Here is a 16251-nt window from a genome sequence, read left to right on the forward strand (position 1 = left end):
AAACCAGTGTGGCCTTAATCTTCCGTTGTTGCTCCGTAGAGCTTCATGAAATCGCTAACAGCCTTGCGGGCGACTGTTGCGGTATCCTGTTCAGCCGCCGTGAGCTCATCACCGAGCAGCAGGCGGACGTGGGTGTCCTTCAAGACCAATCCGTACAGCACATGGTAAGCTTCCTTGGCTGGCGCTGTTTCCAAGTGACCTTGCTGCATGGCGGCGCTTAGCAGGCGCGTGGTTTGGGCGCCAATTCGGCCCCGGCCCTTATGCAAAAGGGTGCGGCCCAGAGCGACATCACCTCGGCTTGCCTGTCCAATGGCGAGGCGGTTCAGCGCCAGTGAAATGTCGCTTGAAATCACCTCGATCAGGTTTTCTGCAAAGTGCTGCAGTTCTTGAATTAACGTCTGTTTGGAAAACGGGCCGTCGAGCGCATCTGGTGCGCGCACCTTGCTGGCCTGATGCTCTACAATGGCGGCCAGCAAACCATCGCGATCACCGAACCATTTGTAGAGGCTTTCTTTCGAACATCCAGCTTCGCGGGCAATGGCCGCTGTCGTCAGCGCCTTTTCTCCCCCGGCCACAAGCAGATTCAGCGCGCAATCCAGAACAGCCTGCTGGCGCTGGGTGAAGGGCTCGTCGCGCTTTATGGTCTCTTGAGATGCCACGGGCTTATTGTCCGTCCTTTAATGTTTCTTGGTCTGTTTGAGCTGTGCACACATTACTGCGATGGATCAGACTCAATCAGTACCGTACGGTACGGTTCTGTATACGCCCCGTTTGAGATTTGGTCAAGCGCAGACTTCGAGATTTGACTATGGCGGGAGATTATTTCGTGTCGTCAGTGGACTGCTTTTGGGAACTGACGAAACCTAGAGAGAGATTTGGACGCGGCGAGTGCCTCGCCGCGTCCAATAATTTTGCCAGAGGCTAGCGTGGTTCGTTGGCAAGGCCCTTGTAGAGGGCAACGCACGCAAGCAGCAGCAAGATGGCGAATGGGAAGCCGGTCGAAACTGCCATGGCTTGCAACGCACCAAGACCGCCGCCAACAAGCAGCGTAATGGCAACCAAGCCCTCGAACACGCACCAGAACACGCGCTGAGAGACTGGGGCGTTGACCTTGCCGCCGGCGGTAATCGTGTCGATCACAAGTGAGCCGGAATCGGAGGACGTCACGAAGAACACGATAACCAATACGATGCCGATGAAAGAGGTAATCTGGGCCAAAGGTAATGCGGCAAGCATTTCAAACAACTTCAGTTCCAGTGGGGCTTCCTTAACAGTGGTCAAGCCGTCCTGCAGGATCTGTGAAAGTGCTGTGCCACCAAAGGCTGTCATCCAGAGTACTGATACCACTGAGGGTATGAGAAGTACGCAAATGACGAACTCTCGAACTGACCGACCGCGGCTGACCCGCGCAATGAACATGCCGACGAAAGGTGACCAACTGATCCACCAAGCCCAATAGAATGCGGTCCAACCCTGCCGGAAGTTGTCATCCTCGCGCCCAAATGGATTCGAAAGCGCTGGAAGGTATTCCGCGTAGGCTGCCAGATTCTTGAAGAAGCCGGTCAGGATCGCAATGGTTGGTCCAACAAGAATGATGAATAACAGCAGCGCTGCAGCCAACAACATGTTGATTTCGGACAGTCGCTTAACGCCTGCATCCAATCCGGCCAAAACGGATAGGAGCGCGACCGCTGTAATTGCCAGGATGAGGATGATTTTGGAGGTTTCGGTATCTCCAATGCCAAACAGGAAGTCCAATCCGGCATTGGCTTGGGCTGCCCCGAAGCCCAGCGATGTCGCCAAGCCGAACAACGTTGCAAATACGGCCAGAGTGTCAATAACGTGACCTGGCCAGCCCCAAACACGCTCTCCGAGAAGCGGATAGAAGATGGAGCGCATCGTGAGCGGCAGGCCCTTGTTGAAGCTGAATATTGCAAGCGAGAGAGCGACAACCGCGTAAATGGCCCAAGGGTGGAGACCCCAGTGGAAAATTGTTGCTGCCATGCCAAGACGAATGGCTTCGTTTTCTACTGTTGCAGCGCCAAGGGGGGCCCAGTCGGTACGTGCACCACCTTCTTGGGTCATGCCAGCTATCGACGATGCATAGTGTGAAATGGGTTCGGATACGCCAAAGAACATGAGCCCAATGCCCATCCCAGCTGCGAACAGCATGGCAAACCAGCCAGCGTAGCTGTAATCCGGCGTGGCCTCTTTGCCTCCGATGCGTACTTTGCCAAGGGGGGTAACAATGAGCACAAGACAAAGAATGACGAAAACATTGGCTGCGCCAAGGAAGAACCAGTCAAAAGACGAGGTGAGCCAGGAACGCAAACCATTGAACATGGGTTCGACGCTGTTTTGAAACATGAGCGTCAGCACCACAAATCCAACAATGGTCAAGCCGGAAATCACGAAAACCGGGTTATGAATGTCTAGTCCGAACGGACCGACTTGGGCGGTGATATTATCCTGACCAATTTCGTAGTCAGTATCGATAATGTCAGCCGCGCCCTCTGGCATCGGGATAGCCGAGGGATCAGATTGGTCTGTCATTTTTGCCTCGTTTGATTAGCGCAGTACCATGACTGATTTCTTGGAGCGGGAGGCGACGCCCCCGCCATGCGAAGACCAGAGGCGGTCCGCAAACGTGGGTACATGCGACGCAATGACGATGAGGTCCGCGTCAATGTCTTCAGAGGCTTTCAGAAGCGTCTCGTTCATGTCCGTTGCCGGATCGCCGCATGTGTAGCCAATGCCTTCCGCTGCGATGCCGTATTTCTCGGATTGCTGCTGAGCAAACGCCGCCATTTTCCGCTGAAATTCAGAGGGATTGTGTGCGACTGATGTCGGCGCTTCCTCAGTAACACCAACATATACGATTGGTGCGTTGTAGGTTTTAGAAAGATTAGCAGATACATCCAGCGCCTTGGACAAGATATCCGGATGCATCAAGTCCACTGGCACCATTAGCTTCTTAAACATTGTTCTCCCTTTATTATGTTGCCTAAAAGGAGTAGGGGCTCCTGATAGGCAATCATTGCTTCCCAATGCGTTAGGTTAACAGCACAAGTGCTATAAAGTCCAATTGGGGCACGTATTTTTTCGTAATGAAGAACTTTGGAATTGCCTCAGAGTAGGGCGTGTCAGCTAATAAGTGTCTGATTGCTGGTGAGGTTTCGCTTCAGTGTTGCCCCACAAAAAAGCCGGAGGCGTGCCTCCGGCTGACAGGGTTCTTTGCTGAAAGGTAGCAGCGCGACTCACTAATGGTTTTTACTTGATCTCACCCAGAGCGCGGCGGAACCGGCGAACGCTCTCTTCAAAGCCATAGATTAACGCGTCTGCGACAAACCCATGGCCAATCGACATCTCCGAGATGTAGGGGGCACGTTCGATCAGCGCAGGGATGTTGGCCACAGTCAGATCGTGCCCGGCGTTGACTGCCAGTCCTTCTGCTCGCCCTGCTTCCGCAGTAGCGATAACCTTGTCCAATTCTGCTTCAGCAGCTGCCGGATCATCATAACAGGCGCCATATGGTCCGGTGTAGATTTCCATGCGCTCCGCGCCAACAGCTTTGGCTTTGGCGGGTTCTTCCGGGTTGGGATCAACAAACAAGGACGTGCGAACACCCCAGCTTTTTGCTGAGGCAATGATTGTACGTAAAAGCGTGTCGTTCGCTTCAAAATCCCAACCGTGGTCAGAGGTGGTCTGGGTTGGGTCATCCGGTACAAACAAGACCTGCGCTGGGCGATGTTTTTCGACCAGGGCCATGAAGCTGTCAGAGGGGTACCCCTCCAGACACAGCTCTGCCGAGGGAAATTCATCATTGATGAGCGCAGTAAGATCTGCAACGTCGGTTTTACGGATGTGGCGTTCATCGGGGCGTGGATGGACAGTGATGCCTTTTGCGCCAGCGGTGAGGGCAATGCGAGCCATGCCCGTCACGCTTGGCCAAGGAAGATCACGACGGTTGCGCAGGACGGCAACCGCGTTCACGTTCACAGACAGACGGCTTTGAGTGCTCATAGGTTTTCCTTAGTTTTGCAGACAAAGACGGTGGTCGCACAGCAAGACCACCGCGTCGAGTTTCGTCTGCAACAGTAATCCTATTGAGCGTTACTTGAAAGGCCCTCTGGTCCTCTATTTAAAGCTGCAACCCCGGTTCGTGAGACTTCAACAAGCCCCAGGGGACGCATGATATCGATGAATTGCTCGATCTTGTTGCTGCGACCAGTGATCTCGAAAACGAAGTGCTCTGTTGTGGCATCAATGACAGTTGCCTTGAAGGCCTCGCTCAAACGCAAGGCTTCGAGCCGTTTTTCACCAGCGCCTGCGACCTTCACCAGTGCCAGCTCACGTTCCAGTGGCTTGTCCTGTTTGAACCGAAGTGCCGCTACGGTCAGATCGCGCACCCGGTGGACCGGCACAAGACGATCCAACTGGTGCCGGATCTGTTCAATAATCTGTGGTGTACCGGTCGTTACAATCGTGATGCGCGAGAGATGGCGTTCGTGTTCGGTTTCCGACACGCTGAGAGAATCGATGTTGTATCCTCGTCCAGAGAACAGGCCGATTACGCGCGCCAGAACCCCCGGCTCGTTATCTACGATTACCGATAGGGTATGGGTTTCCTGAACATCACTTACTTCTGCAATGAAGTAAGCTGATAGTGCATCTAGGTTTTGTGCGTTCATCTTGTACCCCCATCCCTCACACGAGGGCCTTCCCTTCTTTACTGATTGCTGATGCCACGGCTTCATCACTCGCCTCGTCCGGTAACAGCATTTCATTGTGCGGTTTGCCGGAAGGGATCATCGGGAAGCAGTTTGCCAGCTGTGCCACGCAACAATCAAACAGTACGGGCCCCGGTGTCTCAATCATTTCCTGAATGGCATCATCCAGTTCATGTGGTTTCGTGACGCGAATGCCCTTGGCGCCGTAAGCCTCTGCAAGTTTCACAAAATCTGGCAAGCTGTCGGTATAGGAGTGGGAAAGACGATTGCCGTGCAGCAGTTGCTGCCATTGGCGCACCATGCCCATGTAGCTGTTGTTCAGGATGAACGTTTTGGGTGACAAGCCATGCTGTACCGCTGTCGACATTTCCTGAATGTTCATCAAAATGGAAGCGTCTCCGGCGATGTTGATGCACAACGAATCCGGGTGCGCAACCTGTGCTCCAATGGCTGCTGGCATTCCGTATCCCATCGTGCCAAAACCACCAGAGGTCAGCCATCGGTTCGGAGCTTCAAAGCCGAGGAACTGGGCGGCCCACATTTGGTGCTGACCAACTTCCGTGGAGATGTAGACGTCCTTGCCCTTGATCGCTTCTCCCAGACGTTGGAGCGCATATTGAGGCATGATGATGTCGTCGCTGTTGCGATAGGCTAGACAATTGCGCGCCCGCCATTGATCAATCTGCTTTTTCCAGTTTTTGACTTCGGCTCTTGGCTTGAAGCTGGAGGCGCGCCAGATGCGCACCATGTCTTCCAAGACGTGAGCAACATCGCCAACGACTGGAATATCTACATGGACTATCTTGTTAATGGAGGAGGGGTCGACATCGATGTGGATTTTCTTGGAGTTGGGGGAGAAGGCGTCCAGTTTGCCTGTGATCCGATCATCGAAACGAGCACCGATGCAGACCATGACGTCGCAGTCGTGCATGGCCATGTTGGCTTCATACGTGCCGTGCATCCCCAACATGCCCAGCCATTCGGGGCCGGAAGCTGGATAAGCGCCCAGACCCATGAGGGTCGAGGTGACCGGAAAACCGGTCATTTCAACCAGTTCGCGCAGTAATTGGCTGGCCAGTGGACCCGAGTTGATGACGCCGCCGCCAGTATACAGGACTGGCCGCTGGGCAGTTGCCATCAATTGAACCGCAGCACGGATGGCTGTCATGTCGCCTTTGGTTGGCGGATTATAGCTCTTGTGCTGTACATGGCTCGTTGAAGGACCTGCATAGGTGCCGGTAGCGAACTGAACGTCCTTGGGAATATCTACAACCACCGGGCCGGGGCGGCCGGATTTGGCCACGTAAAACGCTTCATGGAGGATGCGCGGCAGATCCTCAATGCGTTTGACAAGCCAGTTGTGTTTCGTACAGGGGCGGGTGATGCCCACCGTATCGCACTCCTGAAATGCGTCGGAGCCAACCAGATTGGTCGGTACCTGACCGGTTATGCAGACCAGGGGGATGGAGTCCAGCATGGCATCGGTCAGAGCCGTGACCATGTTGGTGGCTCCGGGACCGGATGTAACGAGAACCACCCCCGGTTTGCCGGTACTGCGCGCATACCCTTCTGCCGCATGGCCTGCGCCCTGTTCATGGCGCACAAGAATGTGGGCAATATCGTCTTGCTGGATGAGCTCGTCGTAGATCGGAAGCACGGCACCGCCTGGATACCCAAAAACGTGTTTTACTTCCTGATCCCTGAAGGCTTGGAGAACCATCTCCGCACCTGTCATCTCCCGTTCCATTGCGTCTGCCCTCTTGTATGCCGCTGGGGTGTCATGACCCAAGTTTGATTTCAAAAAAAAAGGAGCCCTCAAGGCTCCTGCGCGCGTCCAACCGTTCCGAGTGGCCTTATCCCACTCCGGCGACGCGCGTTCCCACCACGATAAGAAGAATGCTTGCTAGCTTCATGATTTTATATGAAGGCCGAAGCCTGTCTCCCTGCTCAAAATCTGATGGTCGGGCGTCACCCGTTTCTTTGCGTAGGTGAAGACTACTGTGGGTTTTGGAAAATCGTCAAGCGTTTTTATCGAAAATTGCGCTGTTACCGCAGAATGTTTTCTGAGATTTCGTCATGGTTGTTTGAGAGAAGCTAAATATGCCTGTATGCGGTGCCATGCATCCGGGCTTCAGAAAGGGCGTGAGTGAAGCGGTCGTTGATGATGCGTTCGAATGCGTTGGATCGATGCGTAAATGTGCATATTTTTGAATAAATTAAGGTGGTTTGCCCACAGTGGTTTGAAAGTTTTGTGAAACAGGGCTTGCGCTCGCCAAAGCATGCCGATATATACCCGCCATCGCTTCGACGCGAATGGGTGTATAGCTCAGTTGGTAGAGCAGCTGACTCTTAATCAGCCGGTCCTGGGTTCGAATCCCCGTGCACCCACCATTTCTTTCCTGCAACAGGAAAAGGCGTCGTCAGCGTAGCTCGGAAGTCTTTCCGAACATGTTGGGTGTATAGCTCAGTTGGTAGAGCAGCTGACTCTTAATCAGCCGGTCCTGGGTTCGAATCCCCGTGCACCCACCATATTTCTTCCTCACTGAAAAACCATGATGCCACCCGATTTGGGCGGAGGGCGTTGGCGTTCTATGCTCTCTTGTCTCGCGCCGCCAAAGCTGAATCGGACGATCGTGCGCCGATGACGATAGCTTGCCTCCCCCCCCCAATAATCAGAGTGCACCTAAAGGTTGTATAAACTGCTTTTTATATAATCTAAGGTTGTTAACACCTATTCAGAGGGCATGGTAGTCTAGCTGAACGCCCCGCCTAGCTTTAAGGTGTTTCATAACTTTCTGTTTTCAATGGGTATTTTCGCACCTCACACCGTTTAATCTATCATGGGTTGCATATTGTCTTTTTATGCAACTTTGAGATTTAGGTGTTTACGCTTGCTCATCTCTCGTTAATTCTTGGTTTTTCGAGATTTGAACGGCGAGAATAAAGTAAAAAACAAGTATTCACAAAACAAAAACCGCCTCGTCATCAATTATAAAATCTGTGGTGGGGTAATTATGACTTTGCTTCCAGTCGTTAATGGGTCTGTTCGTCAAGATGATGGAATGGACTACTTGTGGTCTTGTTGGGTGCAATGCAAGCCAATGCTAAAGGGGAGGGCGCTTCGGTTAACCAACGGTGACCCGGATGCAGCGGAGGAGTTGTTGTCGGCCACGATTTTGAAAGCCGCAAATCACTTCAACGGGCGACCCGTGCACCTGAAGGACCCGAAAGCGTTTTTCATGTTTGCCCTGAAAAACGAGTTCATCAGCCAATACCGGAAAAAGCGGCACGAGTTCAAACACAGAGATGCGGATACGGATGTCCATGAAGATCGGATCGCACAATCAGATTGGGAGGCTAAGGGCCAGGAAAGGGAACTGGTCACGCGGCAGGAATTGCAGCGTCTGCAGGGTGCATTGCTCGACCTGCCGGCCATCTACCAGCAGATCTTCTCGATGAAGTTCGTCGAAGATCGGTCATATCCGGAGATTTCGGAGGAACTGGAGATCTCTCAGGCGCTGGCGCGCAAGCGTGTCCAGTTCCTGCGTCAGAAGTTGAAGGTAATGATTGCAGACTGAACTGCGGCTGGCGCAAAGGCTTCACATCGGTGAGGCGAGGGCGTCCAACTGAATGGTTAACAACACAATGGCAAGGACAACACCATGGCTGATGAGACTGTAAATCCTCAAATTACCGATGCTGTCACCCAGACGAACGTCAAAGTTGTTGCGGAGTCTCCGTCTCAAGCGATGGCGAGTTTGTATCAGGTTGTCAGTCATGCCTCCGGCCTTTCCGTTCAGAACGCCACACACAGCCAACAGGCCATGAACCAGGTAACAGCGGCTGTCATTTCCAAGGGCGTTCAATTGATCATGGACATAAAGGGCTAGCGTATCGGGCCTATCCACGGGGCTAAGCCATGCAAGATGATGATGAGCCAAAAGGGCAGACCCCTTTTGAGCAAGCTGCTGCACGTCGAAAAACCGCATTATCGCAACTGTTCGGCGGGCGCGATACCGGAGCCGGTTCTGCGCTGAACGAGCCGGGAAGTGCCGGGTCGGGGGATCCGTTTGACGATCTCATCTCGGAAATTGAGCAGGAACGGTTCTCGCAGACCGAAACTCTTTCAGATGCGAGCCTGGCCGACACGGATACAGATCGGGATGCGCCCCGATCCTCAGTCAGGTCAGATGCGTCTGCACCGGGCACTCACAACACCATGGCGCAGGCGTCTTCAACTCAGGCTGCGCTTCGAACCGGCCTTGATGCCAACGCTGACCCAAAGACTGTTTCGGCTTCGGCTGTACCCGATGAAACGCAGAATGAGGGTGCGAGTGATCCCGCAAGTGGCAGCGGCGGTACCGGCGGAGGAAATGGCAATGGTTCATCCAACACTGCGGAGGGAGAAGGACAGCCCATGCCCGGACAGGCGCTTACGACGACCACACCAGATACCTCGGAGTTGAACCAACAAATTGTGCAGGCGGTTCAATTCACGAACTACGAGAACGCGAATTACGTGGCCGAAATGGTGTCAGTGCCAGCTGATGTGATGGCGACCCAAACAGCAGGCCACGCCACGCAGAATGCTGAAACCTACATGAACGGAATCATGCAAATTGCCGTTGCGGCACAGGCGGTTGTCGCGGCCAAAATCGCAGAAAACCCTGCCACGGCGGAAGCAGATGCACCCGCGCTTGAACAGCTTCAGAAAATGGTCACCGAGGCCATCACTGCTTTCGGAAAGGCCAGTGAAACGGCGGGGACATCTGCCGCAAAAATCATATCTGGCACGAAACTGAGTGGTTAGGAGGCAAATCGATGACTGACGCCTCACGAACAAACACCCCCACTTCCGGTGCGCCATCTGACGAAGGCAAGAATGACGGCAAAAAGCCTTTGGTGTCGAAAGCATTCATTCGCGCCTTGCAGGAGGTGCAGAAGCTGTCCAACAGCGAGCAAATGCTTCTGATCGTGCTGTTGTACTACCTGCGCAAGCGCGGTTCCTGAGCGTCTGTTGCCAAGGCTTTCATGGCCGGCGCATTAAATGGAGAGATCATATGGAACGTGATGTGAGCTATATCCGCGAGGAGCTGGACGAGGTCACGATGACCCATCTGCGGCGTTGGATCGTCGTGCTTGAAGAAACGCAGGAGACCAAGGAACCCCGCGAGATCAGGCACGAACAAATCCCTGGTTTTCTGGCGTATCTCAATGCGGCGCGTAATGCGTTGTGCCGTGCGGAGAAAATGGCAAAAAAGGCATTTTCTGAAACAGCATTCGCACAGGCGAGCGCGGAGGAGCAGCTTCAAGATCAGGAGTTGATGGGTGAGGATGTAAACGTGGACGTGACCCTTTCCGAGACCATCAATGTAGAGCAGGTCATCGTGGAAGAGGAGGTGGAGAATGGGCGAGCGAGGCAAGGGCGGTGCTGCGGAAGACCCCGCGGTGAACGAGGCCGCTGAGGCTCTGGAGCAGGCTGTCGACAAAGCCAAGGCTGAAGAACAAGCCGCAACCAAAACGGTTGAGAGTGAGGTGGCTGCCGCCCGAGAACAGGTGGAAGCGGCTCTGAAGAACTTCGAGAGCTTGAAGCAATCCATTCCGAACCTGCAAAAAGTGATTTCCGACATGCAGCAGCAACAAGCCGACGTGACCCAGGCCAGCAGTCAGATCAACCAGAGTGCTCAATCCGTGCTCCGGGATGTGGATGAGGCGGTTCAACGCGTGAATGCAAGTGTACAGGGCGAAATACAGTCCATGCTCAAGGACTTGCCTAATCTGCAAGGAGAAGCCGTGGAGCAAGGACCAGCGCGGATGCGTGGTCAAGCGGCCGCTCCTTCGGGAGGGGAACCTGCCGGCGGCGGGCAACAGTTCAATGCCTCTGGAGCTCAGCCGCAGCTCTCGGTTGCAGAACAAGTCGCGGATGCCTTGCGCCGCATTATCCGCAATGAAGTACATCAGGCCGTTTCAGAACAGATCGCGCCTTTGGTTGCCGAAGTTAATAAATTCATTTCGAGTAAAAGTAACCTCTAGAAATCAAATAGTTAATCCGCAGAAAAATGCGGTTCACATAAAGAATAGGCTGGCGTCTTAGTTCATGTAAGCAGATTGGAATTTCCCTTACAGGAGAAACAAATGGCAGATCCAACTACCGTAAGCCCGATGGTGACAGACGCAGTTACGCAATCCAACGTCAAGGTTGTGGCGGAAGGCCCGGCCATGGCGATGGGCTCCATCTACCAGAGCATGGCGCACTCAACCGGCATCTTGTTTGAAAATGCCGTTTCTGCGGCGCAGCAACAGACCACGTTGTCTCAGGCTGCATCCAACCAAGGCGTCATGCAGATTTATTCCATGGATACGATGGCTGGTGCGGGTGCAACTGAAAAAGTGGGCCAGGCTGGTGAGGCCGACAACCTGAGCACACTGCTGACTGTCCTGCAGTCTTTCACCTGATCAGCTTTTAGCCTTCGGGCAGCGCTCTCTTATGCTCGGCGCTTGTTTGTTAGTTGTGTTCTCTTGCCGTTATAGCCGAGCCCGAAAATAAAACTGCCTTACTGAGGAGAAAAACACATGCCAGATCCAACTACCGTAAACCCCATGATCACCGATGCGGTAACCCAGTCCAACGTGAAAGTGGTAGGTGAAGCACCTGCCATGGCGATGGGCTCCATCTACCAGAGCATGGCTCATTCGACTGGTATTCTGTTTGAAAATGCTGTTTCGGCAGCTCAGCAGCAGAATACCCTGTCTCAGGCTGCAACTAACCAAGGTGTGATGCAGATCTACTCCATGGACACCATGGCGGGGGCTGGTGCCACCGAAAAAGTGGCTCAAAGCGGCACTGCGGACAACCTGACCACCCTGATGACGGTGCTTCAGGCGTTCAATAACACCGGTCGTTAATCCTCCCAATAAAATGCGGCTCGGAAGTGCTGTCCTCGCGGGCAGCACTTTTCGTTTGATAAGCATCTTCACATAGCAGTGGTTTTCGGTATATAGCGCCGTAAACCCATCACGAACTGACTGTGAAGAGACGTATGGCCGATATTCTTGTTGCCGCCCTTTATCAATTCACCCCATTTGAGGACTTTGAGCGCTTTCGCATGCCACTGTTGGAGTTCTGCAAGGAGCGGGGTATTCGCGGCAGCCTTTTGCTTGCGCGGGAGGGTATCAACGGTACCGTTGCTGGCGAGGAAGCATCGGTTCGTGCCCTTCTGGCACATCTCCGTCAGGACGAGCGTTTTTCAAACCTTACTCATAAGGAGTCCTGGGCGGAGCGCATTCCGTTTCGGCGCATGAAGGTGCGGTTGAAAAAAGAGATCGTCAACATGGGGGTGCCCGCCATTGATCCGCTTCAAAAGGTCGGAACCTATGTAAAACCTGAAAACTGGAACGACCTCATTCAGGACCCGGAGGTTGTGCTTATCGATACGCGCAATGACTACGAAGTGGCTATGGGCACGTTCAAAGGGGCAATTGACCCGGAAACCGAGAGTTTCAAGGAATTTCCCGATTGGGTCCGAAGCAATGAAGCGCTGAAGAAGGGCAAAAAGGTCGCCATGTTCTGCACCGGTGGCATCCGCTGTGAGAAAGCGACTGCGCTGATGTTGGAAGAGGGCTTTGACGAGGTCTATCACCTTGAAGGCGGCATTTTGAACTATCTGGAGAAAGTGCCGGAAGGCCAAAGCCTTTGGGAAGGCGAGTGCTTCGTTTTTGATGACCGCGTGTCTGTCGACCACAAGCTCAAGGCTCAATGGGGACGCAAGGTGCCTGACAAGACCCGCCGTATCCTCGCTGACTACATGATCAACGAGGATAAGGATTAGACCTTTTGGGCTGTGCCCCGAAAGGGGCTAGCCAAAGTGGAAGGTTGGTATGCCCTTGTCTCCCGGTGTCATGACAAACAGGCTGCCAGATTCCGGGTAAGCGGTCATCAAGTCGGTGTCGCTGAGCGGTTTGAGGGATGTAACCACCAGATGGTCCAGTCCAGGACCGGCAAAACACGGCATGGTGGGACGCGGTACGGGCATACCAATGGATTTGATAAGGTCTCCATCTGGTGAGAAGCAATTCACGTTGCCAGCGGAGACGCCCGCGCTCCAATAGTTGCCTTCTGCATCGATTGTGGCTCCATCCGGACGCCCGAGTGTGTTGTCCAACTCCAGATACACTTCAGGAGATGACAGGGCGCCTGTCGACTTGTCAAAGGCATAACGGGTTACGACACCGGTGCTGCTATCCGAGTGATACATGAAGCGCGCATCTGGTGACCAGGCGAGGCCGTTGGAGACGTGCAATCCACTGAGAACCTTGGAAATGCTGCCATCTGGGGCAACGCGATACAAGGAGCCAATGGGCTGGCGTGGCGATCGATCATCCATGGTACCGACCCAGAAGGCCCCATCCGGTCCGACTTTCCCATCGTTGAGGCGGGTGCGTGGGTCATCTGCTTCGACCTGACCCAGTAGTTCACGTTCCTGCGTGTCGGGGTCTACCAGCAAGATTTCATCGTGATGGGCTACGATGAAACGGCCATCGGCGCACAAGCCGAATGAGCCAACGGTTTTGTCAAAGTTCCAGCTTTGCAACTCACGGGTTTCCCAATCCATGGCCCAGATGGCGTGACCCAGAATATCGCAGAACAGGAGCGTATCTGTCTGATCGTCCCAGACGGCGCCTTCGGCGAGATCAAAGCGGGCAGGAGTGAGGCTGGTAATGGGTTGTGCCACTGTCTTGCTCCTTGGTGCGGTTCAATTGTTTGCCCCCCTTATAGGCGGTTTGCGTGGGGCGGTCGAGGTTCGGGCGTCTGCATCCCGCAAATTATAGAGGAGCGCAGAGGCTTGAGGTTACAAAGCAATCGGGAACGCTGTGCTTTGTTTGACGGAGCGAATGGCAAAGGAGGAACGCATGCGGGCTACGCCCGGCAGTCGTGTTAGGTGGTCACGGTGAATGCGTTCGAAGTCCGTCGGATCCTCTGCAGCGATACGCAGGAGATAGTCGGCATCGCCGCCCATCAGGTGGCACTCGATAATCTCAGGGGAGGCGGCCACGGCCTTTTCAAAGGCCTGAAGAGCTTCTTCGGATTGGGAGGCCAACGAGATTTCCACGAACACGCTCATGCTGCGTCCGATCTTAGTCGGGTTTAACAGCGCGACGTAGCGGTCTATGATGCCGGAGGTTTCCAGTGCGCGCACACGCCGCAGGCAAGCTGACGGTGAGAGGCCGACACGGTTGGCCAACTCCGAATTTGGGATGCGTCCGTCGAACTGGAGTTGCTTGAGAATTTGAAGATCGATTCTGTCGATTTTCACTTTTCGTCTTTCGTTCGCATATTGTTTTGCTCATTGCTGATTTGACGCAAGAATAGCGCGCAAGGTGCCCCAATAGAATACATGTTTGCAAAGAACTTCTTCTGCATCAAGTCTAGTTTTTTATACGTATAGAGCCGAGAAACCTGCGAGCGCAGAGGGAGAACAATATGCGTGTCGGTGTTCCGAAGGAGATCAAGAACCACGAGTATCGTGTGGGCCTCACACCCGACAATGTTCGGGAAGTTGTGGCCCACGGCCACACGGTAATCATAGAAACTCAGGCCGGGGCGGGTATCAGTGCACCGGATGAAGAATATGCTGCGGCAGGGGCGCAGATAGCGGCAACCGCCCAACAGGTCTTTGACGAGGCCGAACTGATTGTGAAGGTCAAGGAACCTCAGGCCAGCGAACGGGCCATGTTGCGACCGGAACATACCCTCTTCACCTACCTTCATCTGGCACCTGATGCAGAACAGACGGCGGATCTGGTCAGATCTGGTGCCGTGTGTATCGGTTATGAGACCGTGCGCGATACTCAAGGACGGTTGCCTCTGCTGGCGCCCATGTCCCAGGTGGCCGGTCGTCTGGCTGTTCAAGCGGGCGCGACGGCATTGCAAAAGGCAAATGGTGGCCTTGGTGTGCTGCTGGGCGGCGTGCCGGGAGTGCCGCCGGCCAAGGTGGTGGTGATCGGCGGAGGTGTCGTGGGCGCACACTCCATTGCCATGGCGCTGGGTCTGGGCGCGGATGTGACGGTGCTGGATCGGGACGTGAATGTTCTCAGTACACTGTCCGCTCAGTTCGGGCCGGCGCTCAAGACCGTGTTCTCAACGCGCGCCAGTCTGGACCAGAATGTCATCGATGCGGATGTTGTGATCGGTGCAGTGCTCGTTGCAGGGGCTGCTGCGCCCAAACTTGTGACGGCTGACCATGTGAAGGCAATGAAGGCGGGTTCTGTACTTGTCGATGTGGCGATCGATCAGGGTGGGTGTTTTGAAACCTCGCATCCAACAACCCACGATGAGCCGACTTATATTGTTGATGATGTGGTGCATTATTGCGTAGCCAACATGCCGGGCGCAGTTCCACGGACGTCAACGGCCGCGCTCAACAACGCGACCTTGCCTTATGTGTTGGCGCTCGCGGATATGGGGTACAAGAAGGCGCTTGAAACGATACCGGGGTTCTTGCCCGGATTGAACGTTTACAAGGGCACCGTGACCGTTGAGGAGGTTGCCGGGTCTTTGGGGTATGCCTACACCGCGCCGAAAATTGCGCTGAATTCCTGAAGTGATTTTACTGCCATGCGGTGGCCGCCGGGTGGCGCGCCGCATGGCTCTGTTCATTCAAAAGATCAGGTTTCGGCTGATTTTTGGCCGGCCTAACAATTGTAGTAGTAGGCATTGCCGTAGCGATCATAGCCCACACAGCGACGGCTGGGGGTTGTGGCTGCACCCAGGATACCGCCCGCCAAACCACCTATGAGCGCACCGCCCACAGCGGCTCCCGCATCACCGGTTGCTGCGCCGATGGCTGCCCCCGTTGCGGCTCCCAGTCCGCCGCCGACGAGGGCGCGATCCGACCTATTGTATTCACTGCATGCTGCTAGCCCAAAAAACAGGGCGAGGACGAGAGCGATTTTTTTCATTCTTGTTCTCCTACGCTCCCCACTCGGGGTTATGTTACCCTAGCGTCACTTTTGGGTTTCGTAAATTGAAAATGGTATCCTGAAGTTGAAGATGGTTAAGCGATGGCGACAGATTGCCTTGGGTGCGGCAACAAAAAACCCCGCCACCGGAGTGACGGGGTCTTGTAAAATTTCTGTCCTGCCTGCTTATGGGCAAGGCACTGCGTACGGACGACCGTTCTGGTCGTAAGCGGTGCAGTTTTTCGGCGCGGTCTGGTTGCCGATGATGCCGCCTGCGACGCCGCCAATAGCTGCGCCGGCCAGCGTGGATCCGGTGTTGCCGCCGGTGGCCGCACCAACGGCTGCACCGGTTGCGGCACCGATGCCTGCGCCCGCCAGTGTGCGGTCACCCTGACTGGAGGTGTTGCAACCTGCCAACGCCAGCAGGGCTACGCTTACAAGAGCAATTTTCTTCATGTCTCTATCTCCTCACGCTGCTGGCACCCGTCTAAAAATGACCGAAGATATGTCCGCAGCAAAAACTATCCCATCCGTCATATAAGGAGGATCTTGTTGAAAGTAT

The 16251-nt window shown here is 54.4% G+C and carries 20 protein-coding genes and 2 tRNA genes; 12 read left to right on the top strand and 10 right to left on the bottom strand.

What is annotated here, in order from left to right; translation table 11 throughout:
* Positions 1-14: 14 nt before the first annotated feature.
* The 6 genes from G512_RS0101350 to G512_RS0101375 all read right to left on the bottom strand — a co-directional run bounded on the left by G512_RS0101350 (position 15) and on the right by G512_RS0101375 (position 6477).
* The gene (locus G512_RS0101350; RefSeq protein WP_178378235.1) at positions 15-659 is read right to left on the bottom strand and encodes a TetR/AcrR family transcriptional regulator; all 645 of its coding nucleotides are present in this window, start codon (positions 657-659) and stop codon (positions 15-17) included.
* Between the two features lie 262 nt (positions 660-921).
* Positions 922-2553 carry a BCCT family transporter gene (locus tag G512_RS0101355; RefSeq protein WP_028480140.1) on the bottom strand — a complete coding sequence of 544 codons (1632 nt, stop codon included), beginning with the start codon at positions 2551-2553 and terminating at the stop codon, positions 922-924.
* Between the two features lie 15 nt (positions 2554-2568).
* Entirely contained in the window at positions 2569-2982 is a 414-nt protein-coding gene (locus G512_RS0101360) for a universal stress protein (RefSeq protein ID WP_028480141.1), read from the bottom strand.
* A gap of 288 nt (positions 2983-3270) precedes the next feature.
* Positions 3271-4023 (bottom strand): pyridoxine 5'-phosphate synthase, encoded by a 753-nt coding sequence (locus tag G512_RS0101365; RefSeq protein WP_028480142.1) that lies wholly within the window; start codon positions 4021-4023, stop codon positions 3271-3273.
* Positions 4024-4103: 80 nt separating this feature from the next.
* A complete protein-coding gene (gene ilvN, locus G512_RS0101370) occupies positions 4104-4691 on the bottom strand; it encodes an acetolactate synthase small subunit (RefSeq protein ID WP_028480143.1) in 588 nt (195 codons plus the stop codon).
* A gap of 16 nt (positions 4692-4707) precedes the next feature.
* The gene (locus G512_RS0101375; RefSeq protein ID WP_028480144.1) at positions 4708-6477 is read right to left on the bottom strand and encodes an acetolactate synthase 3 large subunit; all 1770 of its coding nucleotides are present in this window, start codon (positions 6475-6477) and stop codon (positions 4708-4710) included.
* A gap of 568 nt (positions 6478-7045) precedes the next feature.
* On the opposite strand from G512_RS0101375, the gene G512_RS0101380 reads away from it, so the two are divergent.
* The 11 genes from G512_RS0101380 (at position 7046) to trhO (ending at position 12559) form a co-directional block, all read left to right on the top strand.
* Positions 7046-7121, top strand: a tRNA-Lys gene (locus G512_RS0101380).
* Positions 7122-7183: 62 nt separating this feature from the next.
* Positions 7184-7259: transfer RNA gene (locus G512_RS0101385), tRNA-Lys, on the top strand.
* A 485-nt stretch (positions 7260-7744) separates the two neighbouring features.
* Positions 7745-8308 (top strand): RNA polymerase sigma factor, encoded by a 564-nt coding sequence (locus G512_RS0101390; RefSeq protein ID WP_036488209.1) that lies wholly within the window; start codon positions 7745-7747, stop codon positions 8306-8308.
* Positions 8309-8392: 84 nt separating this feature from the next.
* Positions 8393-8620, top strand: coding sequence for a RebB family R body protein (locus tag G512_RS0101395; RefSeq protein WP_028480146.1), 228 nt, complete (start codon positions 8393-8395; stop codon positions 8618-8620).
* A 29-nt stretch (positions 8621-8649) separates the two neighbouring features.
* Complete coding sequence (locus tag G512_RS21965; RefSeq protein ID WP_051268724.1) at positions 8650-9540, top strand: hypothetical protein; 891 nt, start codon at positions 8650-8652, stop codon at positions 9538-9540.
* Positions 9541-9551: 11 nt separating this feature from the next.
* The gene (locus G512_RS0101405) at positions 9552-9740 is read left to right on the top strand and encodes a hypothetical protein (protein ID WP_028480147.1); all 189 of its coding nucleotides are present in this window, start codon (positions 9552-9554) and stop codon (positions 9738-9740) included.
* Between the two features lie 50 nt (positions 9741-9790).
* On the top strand, positions 9791-10195 hold the full coding sequence (locus G512_RS0101410; protein ID WP_028480148.1) for a hypothetical protein: 405 nt from the start codon (positions 9791-9793) through the stop codon (positions 10193-10195).
* Positions 10137-10763, top strand: a complete 627-nt coding sequence (locus G512_RS0101415; RefSeq protein ID WP_028480149.1) for a CDK5RAP3 family protein — start codon at positions 10137-10139, stop codon at positions 10761-10763. Before G512_RS0101410 ends, G512_RS0101415 begins: the two co-directional genes overlap by 59 nt.
* Positions 10764-10865: 102 nt before the next feature.
* The gene (locus tag G512_RS0101420) at positions 10866-11186 is read left to right on the top strand and encodes a RebB family R body protein (RefSeq protein ID WP_028480150.1); all 321 of its coding nucleotides are present in this window, start codon (positions 10866-10868) and stop codon (positions 11184-11186) included.
* A 117-nt stretch (positions 11187-11303) separates the two neighbouring features.
* The gene (locus tag G512_RS0101425; protein ID WP_028480151.1) at positions 11304-11636 is read left to right on the top strand and encodes a RebB family R body protein; all 333 of its coding nucleotides are present in this window, start codon (positions 11304-11306) and stop codon (positions 11634-11636) included.
* Positions 11637-11770: 134 nt separating this feature from the next.
* Positions 11771-12559, top strand: coding sequence for an oxygen-dependent tRNA uridine(34) hydroxylase TrhO (gene trhO, locus G512_RS19655; protein WP_051268727.1), 789 nt, complete (start codon positions 11771-11773; stop codon positions 12557-12559).
* 27 nt (positions 12560-12586) lie between these two features.
* Here trhO and G512_RS0101435 read toward each other — a convergent pair whose 3' ends face one another.
* Both G512_RS0101435 and G512_RS0101440 read right to left on the bottom strand, forming a co-directional pair.
* The gene (locus G512_RS0101435) at positions 12587-13462 is read right to left on the bottom strand and encodes an SMP-30/gluconolactonase/LRE family protein (RefSeq protein ID WP_051268729.1); all 876 of its coding nucleotides are present in this window, start codon (positions 13460-13462) and stop codon (positions 12587-12589) included.
* A 117-nt stretch (positions 13463-13579) separates the two neighbouring features.
* On the bottom strand, positions 13580-14044 hold the full coding sequence (locus tag G512_RS0101440) for an Lrp/AsnC family transcriptional regulator (RefSeq protein WP_028480153.1): 465 nt from the start codon (positions 14042-14044) through the stop codon (positions 13580-13582).
* Between the two features lie 167 nt (positions 14045-14211).
* Here G512_RS0101440 and ald point away from each other — a divergent pair, with 167 nt between their 5' ends.
* Positions 14212-15330 carry an alanine dehydrogenase gene (gene ald, locus G512_RS0101450; protein ID WP_028480154.1) on the top strand — a complete coding sequence of 373 codons (1119 nt, stop codon included), beginning with the start codon at positions 14212-14214 and terminating at the stop codon, positions 15328-15330.
* A gap of 92 nt (positions 15331-15422) precedes the next feature.
* Here ald and G512_RS0101455 read toward each other — a convergent pair whose 3' ends face one another.
* Both G512_RS0101455 and G512_RS0101460 read right to left on the bottom strand, forming a co-directional pair.
* Entirely contained in the window at positions 15423-15689 is a 267-nt protein-coding gene (locus G512_RS0101455; RefSeq protein ID WP_028480155.1) for a glycine zipper domain-containing protein, read from the bottom strand.
* A 186-nt stretch (positions 15690-15875) separates the two neighbouring features.
* Complete coding sequence (locus G512_RS0101460; protein ID WP_028480156.1) at positions 15876-16145, bottom strand: YMGG-like glycine zipper-containing protein; 270 nt, start codon at positions 16143-16145, stop codon at positions 15876-15878.
* Between the last annotated feature and the right edge of the window lie 106 nt (positions 16146-16251).

The organism is Pseudovibrio exalbescens DSM 16456 (assembly GCF_000422785.1).
Classification (GTDB): Bacteria; Pseudomonadota; Alphaproteobacteria; order Rhizobiales; family Stappiaceae; genus Pseudovibrio; species Pseudovibrio exalbescens.

Excerpts from the sequence above, each read along its gene's own strand:
- G512_RS0101355 (WP_028480140.1), bottom strand. The coding sequence starts at position 2,553 with ATGACAGACCAATCTGATCCCTCGGCTATCCCGATGCCAGAGGGCGCG.
- G512_RS0101360 (WP_028480141.1), bottom strand. The coding sequence starts at position 2,982 with ATGTTTAAGAAGCTAATGGTGCCAGTGGACTTGATGCATCCGGATATC.
- G512_RS0101365 (WP_028480142.1), bottom strand. The coding sequence starts at position 4,023 with ATGAGCACTCAAAGCCGTCTGTCTGTGAACGTGAACGCGGTTGCCGTC.
- ilvN (WP_028480143.1), bottom strand. The coding sequence starts at position 4,691 with ATGAACGCACAAAACCTAGATGCACTATCAGCTTACTTCATTGCAGAA.
- G512_RS0101375 (WP_028480144.1), bottom strand. The coding sequence starts at position 6,477 with ATGGAACGGGAGATGACAGGTGCGGAGATGGTTCTCCAAGCCTTCAGG.
- G512_RS0101390 (WP_036488209.1), top strand. The coding sequence starts at position 7,745 with ATGACTTTGCTTCCAGTCGTTAATGGGTCTGTTCGTCAAGATGATGGA.
- G512_RS0101395 (WP_028480146.1), top strand. The coding sequence starts at position 8,393 with ATGGCTGATGAGACTGTAAATCCTCAAATTACCGATGCTGTCACCCAG.
- G512_RS21965 (WP_051268724.1), top strand. The coding sequence starts at position 8,650 with ATGCAAGATGATGATGAGCCAAAAGGGCAGACCCCTTTTGAGCAAGCT.
- G512_RS0101405 (WP_028480147.1), top strand. The coding sequence starts at position 9,552 with ATGACTGACGCCTCACGAACAAACACCCCCACTTCCGGTGCGCCATCT.
- G512_RS0101410 (WP_028480148.1), top strand. The coding sequence starts at position 9,791 with ATGGAACGTGATGTGAGCTATATCCGCGAGGAGCTGGACGAGGTCACG.
- G512_RS0101415 (WP_028480149.1), top strand. The coding sequence starts at position 10,137 with ATGGGCGAGCGAGGCAAGGGCGGTGCTGCGGAAGACCCCGCGGTGAAC.
- G512_RS0101420 (WP_028480150.1), top strand. The coding sequence starts at position 10,866 with ATGGCAGATCCAACTACCGTAAGCCCGATGGTGACAGACGCAGTTACG.
- G512_RS0101425 (WP_028480151.1), top strand. The coding sequence starts at position 11,304 with ATGCCAGATCCAACTACCGTAAACCCCATGATCACCGATGCGGTAACC.
- trhO (WP_051268727.1), top strand. The coding sequence starts at position 11,771 with ATGGCCGATATTCTTGTTGCCGCCCTTTATCAATTCACCCCATTTGAG.
- ald (WP_028480154.1), top strand. The coding sequence starts at position 14,212 with ATGCGTGTCGGTGTTCCGAAGGAGATCAAGAACCACGAGTATCGTGTG.
- G512_RS0101455 (WP_028480155.1), bottom strand. The coding sequence starts at position 15,689 with ATGAAAAAAATCGCTCTCGTCCTCGCCCTGTTTTTTGGGCTAGCAGCA.
- G512_RS0101460 (WP_028480156.1), bottom strand. The coding sequence starts at position 16,145 with ATGAAGAAAATTGCTCTTGTAAGCGTAGCCCTGCTGGCGTTGGCAGGT.